Consider the following 17,384-nt stretch of genomic DNA (forward strand, 5'->3'; position numbering starts at 1 on the left):
CCCCCCCCCCCCACCCCCCCCCCCCCCCCCCCCCGCCGGGGGTAACGCGTCGTGTCAGTCTTCGTCGCTGAAAGCCAGCCGCTTCGCGCTTTCGCGGCCTCGTAGGCGGGCTATCAGCTTGGGCAGGTGGGGCAGCCCCAGGGCGGCCACCGCGAGCAGCAGCAGGATCAGGGTGAGCGGACGGCGTACGAAGATGGTCAGGTCGTTGTCGGACAGCAGCAGCGCCCGGCGGAACTGGATCTCCATCATCGGTCCCAGGATGACGCCGAGGATGACCGGCGCGATCGGGAACTCGTACCGCCGCATGAACACCGCGATCACGCCGATGGTGAAGGCGATGAACACGTCGACGATGCTGCCGGAGACCGCGTAGACACCGAGGGTCGCGAAGACCAGGATGCCGGTGTAGAGCAGCGGCCGCGGGATCTGCAGAACCTTCACCCACACCCGGATCATGGGCAGGTTCAGCGCCAGCAGCATGACGTTGCCGACGAACAGCGACGCGATCAGTCCCCAGACGATCTCCGGCGACTTCTCGAACAGCTGCGGACCCGGGGCGAGGTCGAAGTAGCCGAACGCGGCCAGCATCACCGCGGCCGTCGCGGACGTCGGGATGCCGAGCGTCAGCAGCGGCACCAGCACGCCGGAGAACGAGGCGTTGTTGGCGGCCTCCGGACCGGCGACACCCTCGATCGCGCCGTTGCCCCACTCCTCCGGGTGCTTCGAGCGGCGCTTCTCCAGTGTGTACGACACGAACGTGGGGATCTCGGCGCCACCGGACGGCAGCGCCCCGAACGGGAAGCCGAGCGCGGTGCCGCGCAGCCACGGCCGCCAGGACCGGGACCAGTCGGCGCGGCTGAGCCAGGCGAACCCCTTGCCGGCCGGCTCCAGCGGCGTGACGTGCGCCGGCAGGTCACGCAGCCGGGAGGCGATGAACAGCGTCTCGCCGATGGCGAACAGGCCGACGATGATGGTGACGATGTCGACGCCGTCGAGCAGCTCCGGCACCCCGAAGGTGAACCGGGCCTGCCCGGTGAGCGAGTCCAGGCCGATCAGGCCGAGGAACAGACCGAAGGTCAACGACATCAGGCCGCGTACGAGTGACGCGCCGACCATCGCGGTGACCGTCACCATGGCGAGGACCGCCAGCGCGAAGTAGTCGGAGGCGCGGAACGTCACCGCCAGTTTCGCCATCGGGGTGGCCACGAAGGCGAGCAGGATCGTCGAGATGGTGCCGGCGACGAATGACCCGATCGCGGCGGTGGCCAGCGCCGTTCGGGCCCTGCCCCGGCGGGCCATCTGGTAGCCCTCGATGGAGGTCGCCACCGACGCCGACTCGCCGGGCGTGTTGAGCAGGATCGAGGTGGTCGAGCCGCCGTACATGGCGCCGGCGTAGATGCCGGCGAACATGATCAGCGTGCCGGTCGGGTCGTCGAGCCGCAGCGCCACCGGCAGCAACAGGGCGATGGTCAGGGCGGGGCCGATTCCCGGCAGCACGCCCACGAGCGTGCCGATGGTGACGCCGATCGCCGCGTACAGCAGGTTCACCGGGGTGAGGACCGTGCCGAAGCCGGCCATCAGGTCCATGAAGGAGTTCACAGCGGCAGCACTCCCGCCGGCAGGACGATCCCGAGCAGCCGGGTGAAGACCAGGTAGATGCCGAGCGAGAGCGCCACCGCGGTGGCCAGGTCCCGCACGATCACCTCACGCACCGGGCGGGTGCTCAGCAGTCTGGCCGCGACCAGCACGAACACCGCGGTGGCCAGGACGTAGCCCAGCACCGTGTACTTGAGGACGACGGCGTAGCAGACGAGCGCCACGAGCAGCAGCAGCGGCGTACGCCAGGTGGTGAGGCCGGCCGCCTCGCCCGCGACGGCGCGTTTACGGACGGCCTCCAGCAGATATCCGAGGGCGACGGCGACCCAGAGGCCCGTGACCACGATCGGCGCGAGGGTGGGGCCGCCGAGCGTGACACCGTTGTCGATCCCGGTGGTGACGGCCTGCCACAGCAGGGCGGCGCCGGCGAGCAGCAGCACGACGCCGGCGACCGGCGCACCGGAGGCGGACGGTGCCGCCTCCGGTGTCGCCTGTTCGGGGTCGGGAGGGAGTGCCGAGGTCATGGTTGCTCAGCCCAGGCCGATCTCGGTCAGGACCGTCTTGATGCGGGTGCTCTCCGACTCGTAGAACGCGACGGCCTCGTCGCCGGACTTGTAGAAGTCCTGCCACTTCTTGGCGGCCAGTTCGGCCTTCCACGGCGCGGAGTTGTGCAGGTCGTCGACGAGCTTGATGATCGCGGTCCGCTCACCGGCGCTGATACCGGGCGGGGCGACCACGCCACGCCAGTTCATCAGTTCCAGGTCGAACCCGGACTCCTTGATGCTGGGGGCGGGAGTGCCGGCGCCGGCGTCCCCGCCGGTGGCGCTGGAGACCGCGAGGGCGCGGACCGTGCCGGCCTTGACCAGGTCGGCGAACTCGCTGGTGCCGGAGACCGCCACGCTGACGTCGCCGGAGAGCAGCGCCGCCTTGGTCTCGCCGCCGCCGGAGTAGGCGATGTACTGCTTGGCCACCGCTTTGGCGTCGGCGCCGGCCGCTTTGGCGAGCAGTCCGACGAGGATCTGGTCGGTGCCGCCGGCCGAGCCGCCGCCCCACTTCACCGAGGCCGGGTCGGCCTTGACAGCGTCGGTGAGCTGCTTGAGCGTCGTGTACTTCGAGTCGTTGCGGACGACCACGACCTCCGACTCGGCCGTGAGCGTGGCGATCGGGGTCGTCTTGCTCAGGTCGACCGGCGCCTTGTTGGTGACCACACCGCCGACCATGACCAGACCGGTCACCATGAGCTGGTGCGGGTCCTTCTGGTGGCTGGTCACCAGCTCGGCCAGGCCGATGGTGCCGGCGGCGCCGGTGACGTTGCGGACCTCGGCCGACTGGCTCTTGAGGAGACCGGCGTCCTGCAGGGACTTCTGCATCGAGCGTGCGGTGGTGTCCCACCCGCCGCCGGCTCCGGCGGGCGCCATGATCTGGAGGGTCTTGCTCGGGTAGTCGGCGGGCGCGGCGCCCGAGGCGGCCGGCGACTCGCCGACGGACTGGTCGGCGCACCCGGCAGCCAGCAACAGCACGGCGGCGGGCAGGGCGGCCGCGAGGCGCAATCTCAACATGGAACTCGTGCTCCTGTCACAGGGGGAAGACGAACGTGTTACGCACCCTGCAACACCCAGTGACCCGGGTCACTATTGTGAAGCCTGCGAGCATATTGGTCTTTCTGGTCGCGCCGGCTCGTCAGTCTGCGCGGTCCGGCCCGCCCTTCAAGGTCTCGGTGAGCTGGGCCCGGCTGCTGACGCCGAGTTTGCGGTAACAGTGCTGCAGGTGGTTGTCCACGGTGCGCACCGACAGTCGCAGCATCTCGGCGATCTTCTCGCTGCTCAGGCCGCGTGCCACGAGGGCGGCGACCTCCTGTTCGCGGACGGTCAGCGGCACCAGGGGGGAGGCCGCCGGCCAGGCCATCGGGACGGTGATGCCGGTTTCGCTGATCAGGCTGGTCAGGCGGCGGGCGGAGGAATTGGCGGTCACCTGTTCGCCCGCGGTGCGCAGGTGCGCCTGGGCGTGGGCGCTGGCGGCGGCGGCCAGCAGGCGCAGGCCGCGTTGCTGGTAACCACGGGCACACGCGTCGAGGGCCGCGCCGGAGCGGCGCGCCAGGGCGGTGAGGTATCCGGCGTGGACCTGGGGCAGGTCGTAGTCGCAGTCGTCGGCGAGCCGGGTGAGACGCTGGGCCACGTCGAGATCGGGAACGGCCTGCCCGGCGACCAGGAGAGCCTCGGCGACGGTGGCTCGCCGGCCCAGGCTCTCGGCCCGGGCGGCGACGCGCAGGGCCTGCTCCCCGGCGGGATGGATCCGGCCGCGGATCAGCAGGATCTGCGCGGTGGTCAGGCCGGCCATCTCGTCGATGTCGGGCGAGCCGAGGGCCTGGGCGGCGGCGCGCACCTCGTCGAGAGCGCCGGCCGGTTCGGCGCCGCTGTGCCAGGCCTGGCACAGCGCCAGGCCGGTGAGGGCCCTGGCCTGGGTCCAGCCGGCCTCCCGGCCGTGCAGGGCGGCCAGGGCGTGACGGAAGCTCCGGCCCGCGTCGTCGAGGGCGCCACCGCGCAGCTGGGCGGCGCCGGCGAGGGCGAGCCCCGCGGCCAGGGCCGGGCCGTGCCGCAGACGGCGTCCTTCGGCGGCCAGCCGCCGGGCGACGTCGAGGGCCTCGGGGATGCGGCTGACGGTGAGCAGCGCGCGGCCGAACAGCAGCAGGACGGCCAGCCGCAGGTCGGGGACGAACTGGCCGAGGAACGTGTCGCCGATCTCGGTCACGGCGTGCAGGGCCGCCTGGGCCTGGCCACCGGCGAGCAGGGCGTACAGGTGGGCGAGGAAGACACGCTGGCCGTCGCGCTTGGCCAGGGGCGTGTTCTCCGAACGTTTCCGCAGCGTCGGCAGAAGCGACGAGACGTTCTCCGCGCACGCCGCGACGAGCAGTCCCGCGGGATCGAGCCGGTGCGGACGGCCCGGGCAGCCGGGTGGCATCACGACACGCTGGGCGGTGCGCACGTCGGCCAGCCAGAGGATGAGCACGTCGAGGCGCTCGGCGGCGAGCCGGCCACGGGATTCCGCGCCGGCGCTCGCGGCGGAGAGTCCGAGCATGCGCTCCGCCGAGCGTGGGCAGGCCTGCCGGATCAGGGTGTCGGCCAGCAGCGGCGAGCTCGCCGGGTCTGTGGCGTGGGGGTGCAGGAGTTGCTGGGCCCAGCGCGGGGCGTGGTGTTCCAGGGCGGCGCCGGCCGCGGTGATCGCGTGGTCCAGGTCGACGGGCCGGCCGGCGGTCATCCGCAGTTTCGCCGTGTCCAGCGGATCCAGCAGCCCGGTCCGGTCGACCGGCTCGCGCAGGGCCCGCAGACAGGCGTCGGCGAGCCGGCGGCGCTGGGTTCCGGTGCCGCCGGCCTGGACGGCCGGCGCCAGCCAGCCGGCCGCCGGGGAGAGGACGGCCCGGTCGTCGGTGGACACGGTGAGCAGGCCACGTTGTTCCAGGCGTTCCAGGCTGTCGTGCAGACTCAGCGCCTCGGCGAGCGGCAGCGGGATCCCGTCGATGATCGCGAGCAACTGCAGCAGGTCCCGCTCCCCGGGCGACAGCGGCGCCAGCGAGGCGGCGGCGGCCTGGCCGAACCAGATGGAGAACCGCACGGCCCCGTCCAGCCGCCACACGCCGTGGACGGTCCTGAGCTGGTCCTGCGCGAGCATCGTGTCGATGACCTCGCGGACCAGCAGCGGCAGCCCGGCGGTGGCGTCGCCGATCTCGGCGAGCGACAGGTCGTCGATCGGGCCGCCGAGCCGGCTCGTGCAGTAGGTGCGAATCTCCGCCTCGGTGAGGGCGGGGACCGGCGTGACGGCGAGGTTGAGCCCGCGTGCCCGCAGGGCGAGGTCGGGATAGAGCAGCGGCCGGGTGGTGGCGATCAGGTTCCGCTCGCCGGTGGTGGCGGCGTCGGCGAGGAGACCGAGCGCCCGGTCGTCCAGCCGGTCGATGTCGTCGATCAGCAGGACGTCGGCGACCGGGGCGGCGTGGGTGATGGCCGCTTCGGTGACGGCGGCGGCGTGCAGGAGCCGGCCGCGCTGCCGCAGATCCTCCGACAGGGCCCGCAACAGATAGGTCTTGCCGCAGCCGTAGGGCCCGACCAGCAGCACGCCGGGCTCTCGCGGTGCTCGCAGCGCGTCCAGCACCCGGTCCCGGACGGGGTGTCGCTCCAGGTAGGGCCATGCGGATGGCATTCCGGGCTCCCCCTACCGTCGATCGACCGTGAGTAATGTCTCCACGACTGTCGGTAGGGGTGAGTATCGTCCACCCGGTCGGAACTGTCGCGTGAATGAGTAGCCGGTACTCATGCCGCCCGGGCGGCAGCCGCGCCCGCGGTGATACGCCGCCGGCGCTGGAAACGCTCTCTGGCGCAGCGGTCGCGGGCGCCGCCCGGCACAGGCGGCCGGGCCCGGCCGCTCCAGGTGGGGAGCGTCCGGATGAGTAGCCGGCGGCCCTCCACATCGGGCGGATCCGGGTAGCGCCGGCGCGATCGTGAACGGCGGATGAGTAACGCCTACCCGGCCGGCGCCGCCGCGCGAATGAGTACCCGGTGCTCACGACAACGGGCGCGCTCCGGTCGAAGGATGAAGGCGCGATCACCGCAGACAGACAGATGGGAAAGGAGAGCGGCATGACCACCACCACTGCCGCACCCGGAGCGGTCACCTCGCTGCTCGGCCAGCAGGGTCAGGGCGGATCCACCCCGGCCGGCCAGGTCGACGCCCAGGGGATCTTCGACAGCATTCTGAAGAACCTGCCCGACATCATCCGCGTGGTGCAGGGCGTGGCGGCCGGGCAGTCCGCCGGCCCGCAGGGCTTCCAACAGCAGCAGGTCGACCCGCAGGGGCTGTTCGACAGCATCCTCAAGCAGCTGCCGACCATCATCCGCGTGGTGCAGGGTGTCGTGGCCGGCCAGTCGGCCGGCCCGCAGGGCTACCAGCCGCAGGGCTACCAGCCCTACCAGCAGCAGGGCTACCAGCCGCAGGGGTACCAGCAGGGCTACCAGCCGCAGGACGCGCAACAGCAACAGCTCGACCCGCAGTTCCTGCAGTTCATCCTTCCGGCTCTGCCGGCGCTCATCGGCGCCGTCACCCAGCTGGTCCGGCCCCAGCAGGCCGGCCCCCAGCAGCAGATGTTCGGTCCGCAGATGTTCGGCCAGCAGGGCCAGCAGGGCCAGCAGCTCGACCCGCAGGGACTGTTCGACAGCATCCTCAAGCAGCTGCCGACCATCATCCGCGTGGTGCAGGGCGTCGTGACCGGCCAGTCCGCGGGCCCGCAGGGCTTCCCGTCCACCCCGCAGTCGCAGTTCCCCACGAACCCCTTCCCGTGGAGTTCCGGCTGGACCGGCTGGCCGTTCCAGCCGCGTCCCACCATGCAGATGACCAACTAGAGCCCGCCGCGGCAACCAGGGAAGGAAGTTGATCGCGATGACCGCGACTGCCACGCCCACGGCGCAGCAGCAGCAGACCGCGCAGTTGCTGGTGCTGCTGCGCCAGTACGTCGTGAGCCACGTGCGGCAGTTCCCGTTCCTGCTGCCGTCGGTGGCGACGCTGCGGGAGGCCGCCGGGCTCTACGGCCGCAACGACCCCCAGGGCGCCTATCAGAAGGGTGTGGAGGCGTACCAGTTCATCATGCGGACTCGTGCCGCCTTCCCCAGCCTGCCGTTGCCGTAGGGGCGCGGCGATGAAGCAGCGCTACATCCTCGGCGGGAGCCCGGCCCTGGTCCGTGCTCTCGTCGAGGTGCTGACCGCGGACTCCGAGGTCGACCTGATCGCGACCGGAGGACCCGCCGACGCGCCCACCCGCCTCGTGGTCGACGCACCGCGGGAGTGGGCCGACCTGATGCGCGCCGCGTTCCGCGGCCACCTCGTCGTCGAGCCCGACGCTCCCCTCGATCTGTGCTGAGGTTCCACCGTCTCACCCAGCCGGGAGATAGCCATGCCCCCTTCCGCCCGGCGGCGCCAACCGTCGCCGCCCGACCCGGACAGCTCATCGTTCAACCCCCGCGAAAGGCACTACCTGGTCGCCCGCCGCGATCCCGTTCTTCTCCCCGCCGGTGAAACCCCGCTGTCCGGGGACGCTCTGGAGGAGATGCTCAGAAGCGAGGACGGCGTCGTCGTGGAACGGACGATGGGGCCGCAGAGCCTCGCCGTCCTGCTGGACACTCCGGCCTCGCTGCAGCAGGTGATCCTCGCCCGCATGTCGGACGAGAAGGCCGCCGAGCTCGCCGCGAACCGGCAGATCCTCGTCGAGGAGGACGCGCCGCTGCAACTGTCCCCGGTGGCTCCTCCGGTCGAGGACATCAACCCGGCGGCTCTCAACCCCTTCGGCGCCGGCACGACTTGGCGGATCCGGGTCACCGGCCCCGACGACGCGCCCGTCGCCAACGCCGCGGTGTTCCTGTACGGCAGCGGCGTCCCGGCGCAGGGACGCACCGACGACGACGGCAACACCGAGGTGACCCTCTTCAACGATTCCCCGGACACCTTGCGGGCCCTGTACGTCAACCCCCAGTCGAGGTTCTGGAGCCTGTGGCTCGACCGGCCCCGGCTGATCAGCGGGGACGTCAACCAGGTCAAGCTGGTGCCGCTGGCCTCGATGATCCCGAACCTGTCCGACAACCAGATCTTCGGCTGGGGTCAGCGCATCATGCGCCTGGACCGGCTGGATCCGTCGACGACCGCCGCGAACATCAAGGTCGCGGTGATCGACTCCGGCGCCGCGACCTCGCACCGCGACCTCGGCCACATCAGGCGGGGCCAGGACCTGACCGTCCTCCCACCGGACGACGCGACGTGGGCCAACGACACGTTGGGGCACGGCTCGCACTGTTCCGGGATCATCGCGGCCCGCGACGCCAAGAGCGGCATCCGCGGCTTCGCGCCCCAGGCCCAGATCCACGAGCTGCGGATCTTCCCCGGTGGACGGTTCAGCAGTCTTCTCGACGCCCTGGACTACTGCATCGAGCAGCAGATCGACGTGGTGAACATGAGCCTGGGCACGCAGACCGCCTCGGAGTTGGTCGCCCAGAAGATCAGGCAGGCCAAGCAGTTCGGCGTGGCCTGCATCGCGGCCGCCGGCAACTCCGCGGGCCCGGTCCAGTTCCCCGGATCCATTCGCGACGACGTCCTCACGGTCAGCGCGGTCGGCCGGGTCGGCGAGTTCCCGCCCAACAGTTTCCACGCCCAGCAGAACGCCGGTCCCGTCGACAACGGGTACTTCTTCGCCAAGTTCAGCTGCTTCGGTCCCGAGGTGGACGTGTGCGCGCCCGGCGTGGCCGTGCTGTCCTCGGTGCCGGCCGACGGTTACGCGGCCTGGGACGGCACCTCCATGGCCGCCCCGCACGTCGCCGGGCTCGCCGCCCTGACGCTGGCCAACCATCCCGACTTCACCGACGGGTTCAAGGGCCACGACGCCGCCCGCGTCGACCGGCTGTTCCAGATCATCAAGCAGAGCGCCACCCAGCTCAACCTGGGCGGGCCGGAACGCACCGGCGCCGGCGTGCCCGACGTCCTGCGCGCCCTGGGGACCGCGGCCGCCGCACCGGCCACCGGCGGCGCGGGCGCCGACATCATCACCGCCCAGTTGGAGGAGCTGCGCCGCGCCTACGCGGACGCCGGGTTGCTCTAGCCGGCTACCGGATGCCCGGTGGCGCCGCGGGACCAGCCGGCTCCCTGGCCCGCGGCGCCACCACATCGGTCACCGTCGCCGGCGCCGTGCCCGCCGGGGCCAGCATGCCGGGAGAGGACGTGTATCCGAACGGACGTCGCATCGTCGCGCCGGCCGCCATCGTGTCCCCGGGCGAGCAGAAGGACCTCGCCCGGGCATGGGCCGGCGCGGTCCGGGGAGAGATCTGGCGCAGGGAACCCCTGCACCGCAAAATCGAATACGCGAGGCGGGCCGGACTCGGCCTGCCGCCGGACCCCGACGCCGTCACCACCGACCTGGCCCTGGAAGGCATCGCCGGCAGTCCGCACCTGTTGCCCGGGAACTGGTTGCGGCGAGGCGCGGACATCAGCGACACGGTCGCGCTCCTGGAGACCCCGGCCGGGGACGCCACCGGTTTCCTCGTCTCCGACTGGTTGCTGATGACCAACGCGCACGTGCTGCCGAGCGCCGAGGTCGCCGCCCGGTCCACGGCCCGGTTCCGCCACCAGGAGAACGCGGCCGGGCGGATCGGCCGGAGCCGCCAGCACACCCTGGACCCGGACCGGTTCTTCCTCGCCGAACCCGGCCTGGACTACGCCGTCGTCGCGGTCGCCGCCCACGGCCGCACCGGGCGCGGCCCGGGACGCACCTACGGTTTCGTTCCGTTGATCGGCGCCACCGGCAAGATCCTGCTCGGGCAGCCGGTCAACGTCGTCCAGCACGCCGGCGGCCGATCCCGGGAGATCGCGGTTCGCGACAACCGGCTGCTCGAACTGACCGGCGCCCATCTGGTCTACGCCGCCGGCGCCGCGGCCGGCTCGTCCGGCGCCCCGATCTTCAACGACCGGTGGGAGCTGGTCGCCCTGCACCGCCGCCTCGTCGAGACGCGTGACGCCCAGGGGCGGCTCGTCGATATCGACGAGCACCCGGTGATCGGCGAACCGGAGTCGCCGCACCGGCGCTGGACCGCCGGTCAGGGCGTCCGGGTCTCCGCGATCGTCACCGACCTCGGGTCCCGCGGTCTCACCGCGGCGCGGCAGATCCTGCTCACCGGACTCCTGACCCCCGGCGGGTCGCGCTGACCGCACCGGGGGCCGGATCGACGCCGAGCGTGCTCAGCGCTGCCAGGTGAGCGTCGTGGCGCCGGTGCCCTCCGCGGGCACCGTGTAGCTGTGGTTGGCGCCGCCCTCCCAGGTCACCGACCCGTTCGCGGCCACCTTGACGAACTTGTACTCCACCCGGGCGCCGGCCGGCAGGTCGGCGACGATGACGCCGCGGGACGTGTTCGGCACCCGCGGCAGGGGACCCACGGCCTTCTCCCGGTTGGTGGACCACTTGCCCAGTTCGGTGACGTTACCGGTCAGGTAGACGGACTCACCGGCACCGATCGCCGGAAGGTTCTCGACGGTGAACTGCACGGGGACCGGCTTCCCGGTCTGGCTGAGAACCTGGTACTCGTTGCTGGTGCCGGAGCCGGTGCTGACCGTGACGGCGACGGAGCCCGTGGCGACGCCCGCCGGGACCGTGGCGGTGATCCGGTCGGCCTTCCAGTCCCGCACACTCGCGGTGACACCACCGACCTTGACGGTGCCGCCGGCGCCGAAGCCGACGCCCTCGACGGTGATGGTGCCGCCCGCGCGAGTCACGACCGGACCCACGCCGCCGATCAGCGGGGCGGTGGCCTCGGGCGCCCGGTGCGACCAGACCGCGATCTTGCCGGCGCCGAGCGTCGCGGTGGCGGTCGTCCGGTCGGCGCCCGAGCCGTCGTTGACGGTCAGGCTGAAGCCGCCGTGGGTGCCCTCCAGCACATCGGGGTAGGTGCCCGCGGGCAGCGCGGTGCGCAGTCCGTCGAGCTGGTAGTCCCGCGAGCCCTTGTTGATGGCGGCGAGCACGACGTTGTCGCCGAACTTGCGCTCGTAGACGTACACGTCGTCGTTGAGCCACCGTTCCTGGTGGTTGCCGTAGGGCACCGCGGGGTTGGTCCGGCGCAGCGCGGAGAGCTTCTGGACCTCGCGGTACGCCGCGGAGTCCTCGTTGAAGCTGTTCATCTTCGCCCGGTTGTACGGGGTCCTGCCGCCACCGGTGTCGTTGTGCAGGTACTGCTCCGTGCCGTAGTACAGGCACGGCGTACCGCGAGTGGTCATCAGGAAGGCGAGCGCGCGGTGCAGCGCCGCCGGGTCCGGGTTGACCGTTCCGAACCGCCGCGTGTCGTGGTTCTCGAGGAACGTGACCAGGTTCTCCTCGTGCGTGTAGTCCCGGTTGGTCCGGTCGATCGCCGCGTCCAAGGACTTCATCGAGGCGCCGGTGCCGAACACGTCGCGGATCGAACGGTTGGTGTAGAAGTCCATGGCCGCGATGCCGCTGGTGTTGGCGAACTTGACCTGCTCGGGGTAGAGCGGGTCGCCCTGGTCACCCATGTACCACTCGCCGAAGATCGCGGCGCTCTTGCGGGAGGTCACGGAGTCGGCGAAGGAGCGCTGCCAGCCCAGGGGCATGTGCTTGACGGCGTCCATCCGGATGCCGTCGACACCGCGGTCCATCCAGTAGCCGGCGTCGTCCTTGAGCAGCTGGTCGATCCGGGGGTGCTGCTGGTTGAGGTCGGAGATGCCCTCCAGGCTGTAGTTCTGGTTCTGGTAGGCGTCGTTCCAGTCGGTGATCCCCGGCGTGTGGTGGAAGTACCCGTTGCTGTCCTCACCGAACTTGCCGACGAGCCGGCCATCGTCGTACAGCGCGCCGTCCTCGGCCCGGCCCGGCGGGTTGGTCCCGTTGGGCGACCAGTCCATGATCACCTTGATGTTCCTGGCGTGCGCCGCCGACACGAGCTCGTCGAACTCCTCGGACGTGCCGAAGCGTTCCTCCACTCTCCGGAAGTCGCGGGGCCAGTAGCCGTGGTACCCGGTGTAGGACTTTCCGTCCTGGACCGAGGGCACGTTGATGTTGTCGACGTGCGGGGAGAGGTAGATCGCTCCGACGCCCATGTTCTTGAGGTAGTCCATCTTCTGGGTGATGCCGGCGAAGTCACCTCCCATGTATTTGTGCCACTCCTGCGGGTCGCTGAGCTTGTCCTTGTCGTAGAACATGCCGGGCACGTCTCCCGGGTTGTTGTTCTCCGGGTTGCCGTCGTTGAACCGGTCCGTGGTGATCTGGTAGCAGAGATCCTGCTTGAGGCTGGCCGGGTTGCCGGTGTAGGGCGCCACCGGCGCGTTCGCGGCTTGAACGGGCTGCTGAGACGCGGGCAGGAGCGAGATCGCCGCTACCGTCGCGACGAGAGCACGCCTGGCATGACGTTGCACGAGCTACTCCTTGCTAGGGGATCGAGTGGGCCGGCTCCGGGAAGCGCGCTCGGCCGACCCCGGGACCGCCTGCAAGAACTTGCAGCAGTCGCCGAGGTGATGGCCATACCGTCGCGCAGGCGCCGCTCCGATTTCAAGCCGGGCCATCGGAGAATTCTCGCAGTCGGTGCCACGAGCATCGACAGACAGTGATGAGAAGTGGCGTTGAAGTGCATCTATCTCGTACAAGATGGATCTCGCTGCACCCTGAACCGCCTCCTATGATCTGGGCAACACTGTCAGCAAGTCGTTGCATGCACCGCAATTTCTTGCAATGCCATGCCGCGGCCACTAGCGTCCGGGCCACATCCCAGGAAAGGTCCACCATGGATAGGCTCCTGAAATTCTGCTTGCCCGGAGTGCTGCTGGCCGCCGGTGGAGCACTGTCGGTCCCCGGCTCCGCACATGCCGCCCCCGTCCGCGCTCCCTCGCCCGCCGAAGCGGCCGCCGTCTGGAACAGCGACCGCCCGCCCTCTCAGGCCGAACAGCTGTACCTCGTCGTGCCCGACCGGTTCGCCAACGGTGACACCGGCAACGACCAGGGAAAGCTGACCGGCGACCGGCTCACCACCGGGCACGACCCCACCGACGCCGGCTTCTATCACGGCGGCGACATCCAGGGCGTGATCGACAAACTCGACTACATCCAGGGGCTCGGCACCACGGCGATCTGGCTGACCCCGATCTTCGAGAACAAGCCGGTGCAGGGCACCGGAAAAGACGCCTCCGCCGGCTACCACGGTTACTGGATCACCGACTTCACCCGGGTCGACCCCCATTTCGGCACCAATGAGGACCTGAAACGCCTGGTCGAGCTGGTGCACCAGCGCGGCATGAAGATCTACCTCGACATCGTCGTCAACCACACCGCCGACGTCATCAAGCACGCCGAGGGCACGGCCTACGTGGACAAGGGGACCGCTCCCTACCGCGACACCCGGGGCCGGGCCTTCGAGGACCGCAACTACGCCGACGCGACACACGGCTTCCCGAAGGTCGACAAGAAGTCGTTCCCGTACGAGCCGGTCTTCGCCACCCCGGCGGACGCCACCGTGAAGAAGCCCGCGTGGCTCAACGACCCGGCCATGTACCACAACCGGGGCGAGACCACCTTCGGCGGCGAGAACGCCGAGTACGGCGACTTCACCGGCGGGCTCGACGACCTGTGGACCGAACGTCCCGAGGTGGTGCGCGGCCTGACCGACATCTACGCCGACTGGGTGCGGCAGTTCGACGTCGACGGTTACCGGCTCGACACTCTCAAGGCCACCAATCTGGCGTTCTGGCCCACCTTCACGCAGGGCGTGCAGAAGGCCGCGGCCCAGGCCGGCAAGCCGGACTTCTTCATGTTCGGCGAGGTCTGGAGCAAGGACCAGGAGGTCGGATCCACCTACGTCCGCCGGGGCGGCCTGCCAGCCACCATCGACTTCCCCTTCCAGGGCGCGGCGCAGAGCTTCGTCACCGGCAAGGCCGCCGCCCGCAGCCTGGCCGACCTGTACGCCAAGGACGACCTCTACACCGCGGCCGGCACCGACGCCGGCCGGCTGCCCACCTTCCTCGGCAATCACGACATGGGGCGGATCGCCACCCTGATCAAGGCCGGCGACAACGCCACCGGCGTGCGCCGCCTCCAGCTCGCCAACGAGCTCATGTTCCTCACCCGCGGGCAGCCGGTCGTCTACTCCGGCGACGAACAGGGCTTCACCGGCGCCCTCGGTGACAAGGGGTCCCGGCAGGACATGTTCGCCAGCCGGACACCGGATTACCTGGACGACGAGCTGATCGGTACCACCAGCACCCACGCGACCGGCAACTACGACGCCGGGCACCCGCTGTACCGCACGATCGCCGAGCTCGGCGCGCTGCGCAAGGCGCACCCGGTGCTCCGCGACGGCATGCAGATCACCCGGTACGCGGCCGACCGCCCCGGCGTCTTCGCGGCCTCCCGGATCGACCGCACCGCACGGGCGGAGTACGTGATCGCCGTGAACAACGCCGCGACCGCGCAGACGGCCACGTTCGACACGTCCACCCCGGAATCCGGATTCGTCCCGGTCTACGGCGCCGGCGAGGCCGCTGCCACCGGCGCCGACGGCAAGCTGACCATCACCGTGCCGCCACTGTCGGCCGTGGCCTACCGGGCGGACAAGACGATCCCCGCGCCGTCGGCCGCACCGACCGTGGCGTTCACCAGCCCCACGGCCGGCGCCCTGGTCCCGACCCGTACCGAACTGGCCGCCACGACCACCGGCGACCCGCTGGCGACCGTCACCTTCTCTGCCAAGATCGGCAACAGCGCGTGGCGTGAGGTCGGCACGGCCGGCCGCGCCCCGTACCGTGCCTACCACGACCTCACCGGACTGGCCGGCGGCACCGCCGTGCAGTACCGGGCCGTCGTCCGCGACGGTCAGGGCCGGACCTCCACCGCCACCACGCGCATCAACGTGGGCACCGCCCGGCCCGAAGCCGGTTACGCCGTCGTGCACTACCAGCGACCGGGTGGCGACTACGACAACTGGCGCCTGCACGCCTCGGGCGACGTCGAACCGGCCGAGCCGGCGCCCTTCACCGGCGAGGACGCCTACGGCCGCTTCGCCTGGGTCAAGATCAAGCCTGGGGCCAAGAAGGTCACCTTCACCGTGCGGGACGAGAACGGCGTCAAGGACGTCGACGCCGACCGGTCGCTGAACCCGAAGCAGACGCCGGAGATCTGGCTCAAGCAGGGTGACCCGGCCATCTCCTACGAGGGCCCGGCCCCGGCGCCGGCGCCGAACACCGCGGTCCTGCACTACCGGCGCCCGGCCGGCGATTACGACGGCTGGGGCCTGCACATGTGGGACGGCGCGGCCACCCCGACCGCGAACTGGGGCGCCCCGTTCCTCCCCGAGTCGTTCGACAGCTTCGGGGCGGTCTTCCGGATCCCGCTCGCTCCCGGCGCGACCGGGCTGAGTTACATCATGCACGCCGGCGACACCAAGGACCTGCCGGGCGACCAGCGCCTCGAATTCGCCGGCGCGGGCCGCGAGGTCTGGCTCCTGGGCGGCGTCCAGGAGCGGTTGCTCCCCTCGGTGGTGAAACCGGCACGCCTGGACCTGACCAAGTCGGAGGCGGTCCGGGTGGACCGCAACACCATCGCCTGGAAGTTCGGCACGCCGAACACCCTGGAACCGGCCGGGGCGGCCACCGACGGCCGGGTGTACGACCTCGTCCACGCCCCGAAGGGCGGCCTGAGCATCGTCGACGGCGAACTCTCCGGCGAGTACCGCAGCGTCCGGCTGGAGGCGCAGCGCGACGGTCTCACCGAGAAGCAGCGCGGCCGGACGCCGTCGCTGTGGCAGCACCCGACGTTCCGGATCACCGGCGGCAAGGGCATCCCGGCGGGTGACGGCCAGTTCGTGGTGACCGAACGTGACGCCGAGGGCCAGCTCATGTCGGCCACCGGTGTCCGCGCCCTCGAGGCGGGCGACCGCTAGACACCACCCGCACCACGGCGGAGGCCGGTCTCCCGAGTCACGGGAGGCCGGCCTCCGCCGTGGTGGCCGGCTCGTCATCGGGCCGCGGCACTCAACGGCTGCTGGCCCGCCACGAACGGATCGACGGCCGCCAGGTCCACGAGGTACTCGCCGTAACCACTGCTCATCAGCGGCTCGGCCAGGCCGCGCAACTGGGCGTCGTCGATGAACCCGGCCCGCCAGGCCGCCTCCTCCACACAGCCGATCTTGATGCCCTGGCCCTCGTCGATGGCCCGGACGTAGTCCACCGCGCGCATGCAGTCGGCCAGGGTGCCGGTGTCCAGCCAGACCGCGCCGCGCGGCAGCACGGTCACCGACAGCGCGCCACGCCTGCGGTATTCCTCGTTGACCGCGGTGATCTCCAGCTCCCCGCGAGGGCTCGGCGTCAGCGCCCGCGCGATCCCCACCACATCGGCGTCGTAGAGATAGAAACCGGGCACCGCGTACGGCGAGCGCGGCCGCTCCGGCTTCTCCTCGATGGACAGCACCCGGCCGGCGCCGTCGAACTCGACGACACCGTAGGCCGACGGATCGGCCACCGCGACGCCGAAGACGTGCCCGCCGCTCGTGCCGCGCATCCGCCGCACCGCCGGGCGGAAGTCCACACCGTGGAGGAGGTTGTCGCCCAGCATGAGCGCCGCCGGCTCACCGGCGAGAAACTCCTCGCCGATCAGGAACGCCTCGGCGATGCCGGCCGGGCGCTGCTGGATCGCGTACTCCAGGCGCAGGCCCCACTGCGAGCCGTCACCGAGGAGCCGCTGGAACTGGGCGACCTCGTGCTCGTTGGTGATGACCAGGATCTCCCGGATCCCGCCACCGATCAGGGTGGACAACGGGTAATAGATCATTGGCTTGTCATAGACCGGCATGAGCTGTTTGGAAACCGCCCATGTCACCGGCCTAAGCCTTGAACCGGTGCCTCCGGCCAGCAATATTCCGCGCACTCCACGACCATATCAGCCGAATCCCGGAAAGCGCCTTCCGTGATTACGCTCACGACACCGAACGCGATGGGCCGGTCGATGAGATCGCTGCTCCTGCCACCGGACGCACGGCAGGGACGTCGTCGTGAGCCGCTGCTCCACAATTACGGAACCCGGCGATTCCCGAGACCATGACTTCGCTGTTCGTCACCCGGCGGCGGCCGCGAGGCGACGAATCTGGAATTGATCGAAATCCTCGTCGAGGAATGCGGCGCATCGCCCGGAAAGGTGTCGTTCATGACCGGCCGAAAGGCCACGACCGCCGTTACTCGCTTAGTTATTCGAAGATGGCCGGCGAGCTTGGTCACCGACCTCG

Annotated in this window: 12 protein-coding genes; 6 read left to right on the forward strand and 6 right to left on the reverse strand. The window is 70.7% G+C overall.

The features are described from left to right. Window positions 1-54: 54 nt before the first annotated feature. The 4 genes from QLQ12_RS09905 to QLQ12_RS09920 all read right to left on the reverse strand — a co-directional run bounded on the left by QLQ12_RS09905 (window position 55) and on the right by QLQ12_RS09920 (window position 5,787). Window positions 55-1,599, reverse strand: coding sequence for a tripartite tricarboxylate transporter permease (locus tag QLQ12_RS09905; RefSeq protein ID WP_282758818.1), 1,545 nt, complete (start codon window positions 1,597-1,599; stop codon window positions 55-57). Then, window positions 1,596-2,120 carry a tripartite tricarboxylate transporter TctB family protein gene (locus QLQ12_RS09910; protein ID WP_282758819.1) on the reverse strand — a complete coding sequence of 175 codons (525 nt, stop codon included), beginning with the start codon at window positions 2,118-2,120 and terminating at the stop codon, window positions 1,596-1,598. The genes QLQ12_RS09905 and QLQ12_RS09910 overlap by 4 nt, the downstream gene beginning before the upstream one ends. 6 nt (window positions 2,121-2,126) lie before the next feature. Continuing rightward, a complete protein-coding gene (locus QLQ12_RS09915) occupies window positions 2,127-3,155 on the reverse strand; it encodes a Bug family tripartite tricarboxylate transporter substrate binding protein (protein WP_282758821.1) in 1,029 nt (342 codons plus the stop codon). Between the two features lie 121 nt (window positions 3,156-3,276). Next, entirely contained in the window at window positions 3,277-5,787 is a 2,511-nt protein-coding gene (locus QLQ12_RS09920; RefSeq protein WP_282758822.1) for a helix-turn-helix transcriptional regulator, read from the reverse strand. A 437-nt stretch (window positions 5,788-6,224) separates the two neighbouring features. Here QLQ12_RS09920 and QLQ12_RS09925 point away from each other — a divergent pair, with 437 nt between their 5' ends. From QLQ12_RS09925 to QLQ12_RS09945, 5 genes are read left to right on the forward strand one after another with little or no spacing between them, the layout of a single operon-like run. Beyond that, entirely contained in the window at window positions 6,225-6,983 is a 759-nt protein-coding gene (locus QLQ12_RS09925; protein WP_282758825.1) for a hypothetical protein, read from the forward strand. A 37-nt stretch (window positions 6,984-7,020) separates the two neighbouring features. Next, window positions 7,021-7,266, forward strand: a complete 246-nt coding sequence (locus tag QLQ12_RS09930) for a hypothetical protein (RefSeq protein WP_282758827.1) — start codon at window positions 7,021-7,023, stop codon at window positions 7,264-7,266. A 10-nt stretch (window positions 7,267-7,276) separates the two neighbouring features. Beyond that, a complete protein-coding gene (locus tag QLQ12_RS09935) occupies window positions 7,277-7,498 on the forward strand; it encodes a hypothetical protein (protein ID WP_282758829.1) in 222 nt (73 codons plus the stop codon). A 33-nt stretch (window positions 7,499-7,531) separates the two neighbouring features. Further along, on the forward strand, window positions 7,532-9,223 hold the full coding sequence (locus QLQ12_RS09940; RefSeq protein ID WP_282758831.1) for a S8 family serine peptidase: 1,692 nt from the start codon (window positions 7,532-7,534) through the stop codon (window positions 9,221-9,223). A gap of 11 nt (window positions 9,224-9,234) precedes the next feature. Continuing rightward, entirely contained in the window at window positions 9,235-10,323 is a 1,089-nt protein-coding gene (locus QLQ12_RS09945) for a trypsin-like serine peptidase (protein WP_282758832.1), read from the forward strand. Window positions 10,324-10,356: 33 nt separating this feature from the next. Here the strand turns inward: QLQ12_RS09945 and QLQ12_RS09950 are convergent, their stop codons facing one another. Then, the gene (locus QLQ12_RS09950; RefSeq protein ID WP_282758833.1) at window positions 10,357-12,534 is read right to left on the reverse strand and encodes an alpha-amylase family glycosyl hydrolase; all 2,178 of its coding nucleotides are present in this window, start codon (window positions 12,532-12,534) and stop codon (window positions 10,357-10,359) included. 365 nt (window positions 12,535-12,899) lie between these two features. On the opposite strand from QLQ12_RS09950, the gene QLQ12_RS09955 reads away from it, so the two are divergent. Beyond that, a complete protein-coding gene (locus QLQ12_RS09955) occupies window positions 12,900-16,046 on the forward strand; it encodes an alpha-amylase family glycosyl hydrolase (protein ID WP_328518272.1) in 3,147 nt (1,048 codons plus the stop codon). Between the two features lie 74 nt (window positions 16,047-16,120). Here QLQ12_RS09955 and rfbA read toward each other — a convergent pair whose 3' ends face one another. Next, entirely contained in the window at window positions 16,121-17,029 is a 909-nt protein-coding gene (gene rfbA / locus QLQ12_RS09960) for a glucose-1-phosphate thymidylyltransferase RfbA (protein WP_282758834.1), read from the reverse strand. Window positions 17,030-17,384: the final 355 nt, after the last annotated feature.

This window comes from Actinoplanes sandaracinus, from assembly GCF_030009775.1.
Lineage (GTDB): Bacteria > Actinomycetota > Actinomycetes > Mycobacteriales > Micromonosporaceae > Actinoplanes > Actinoplanes sandaracinus.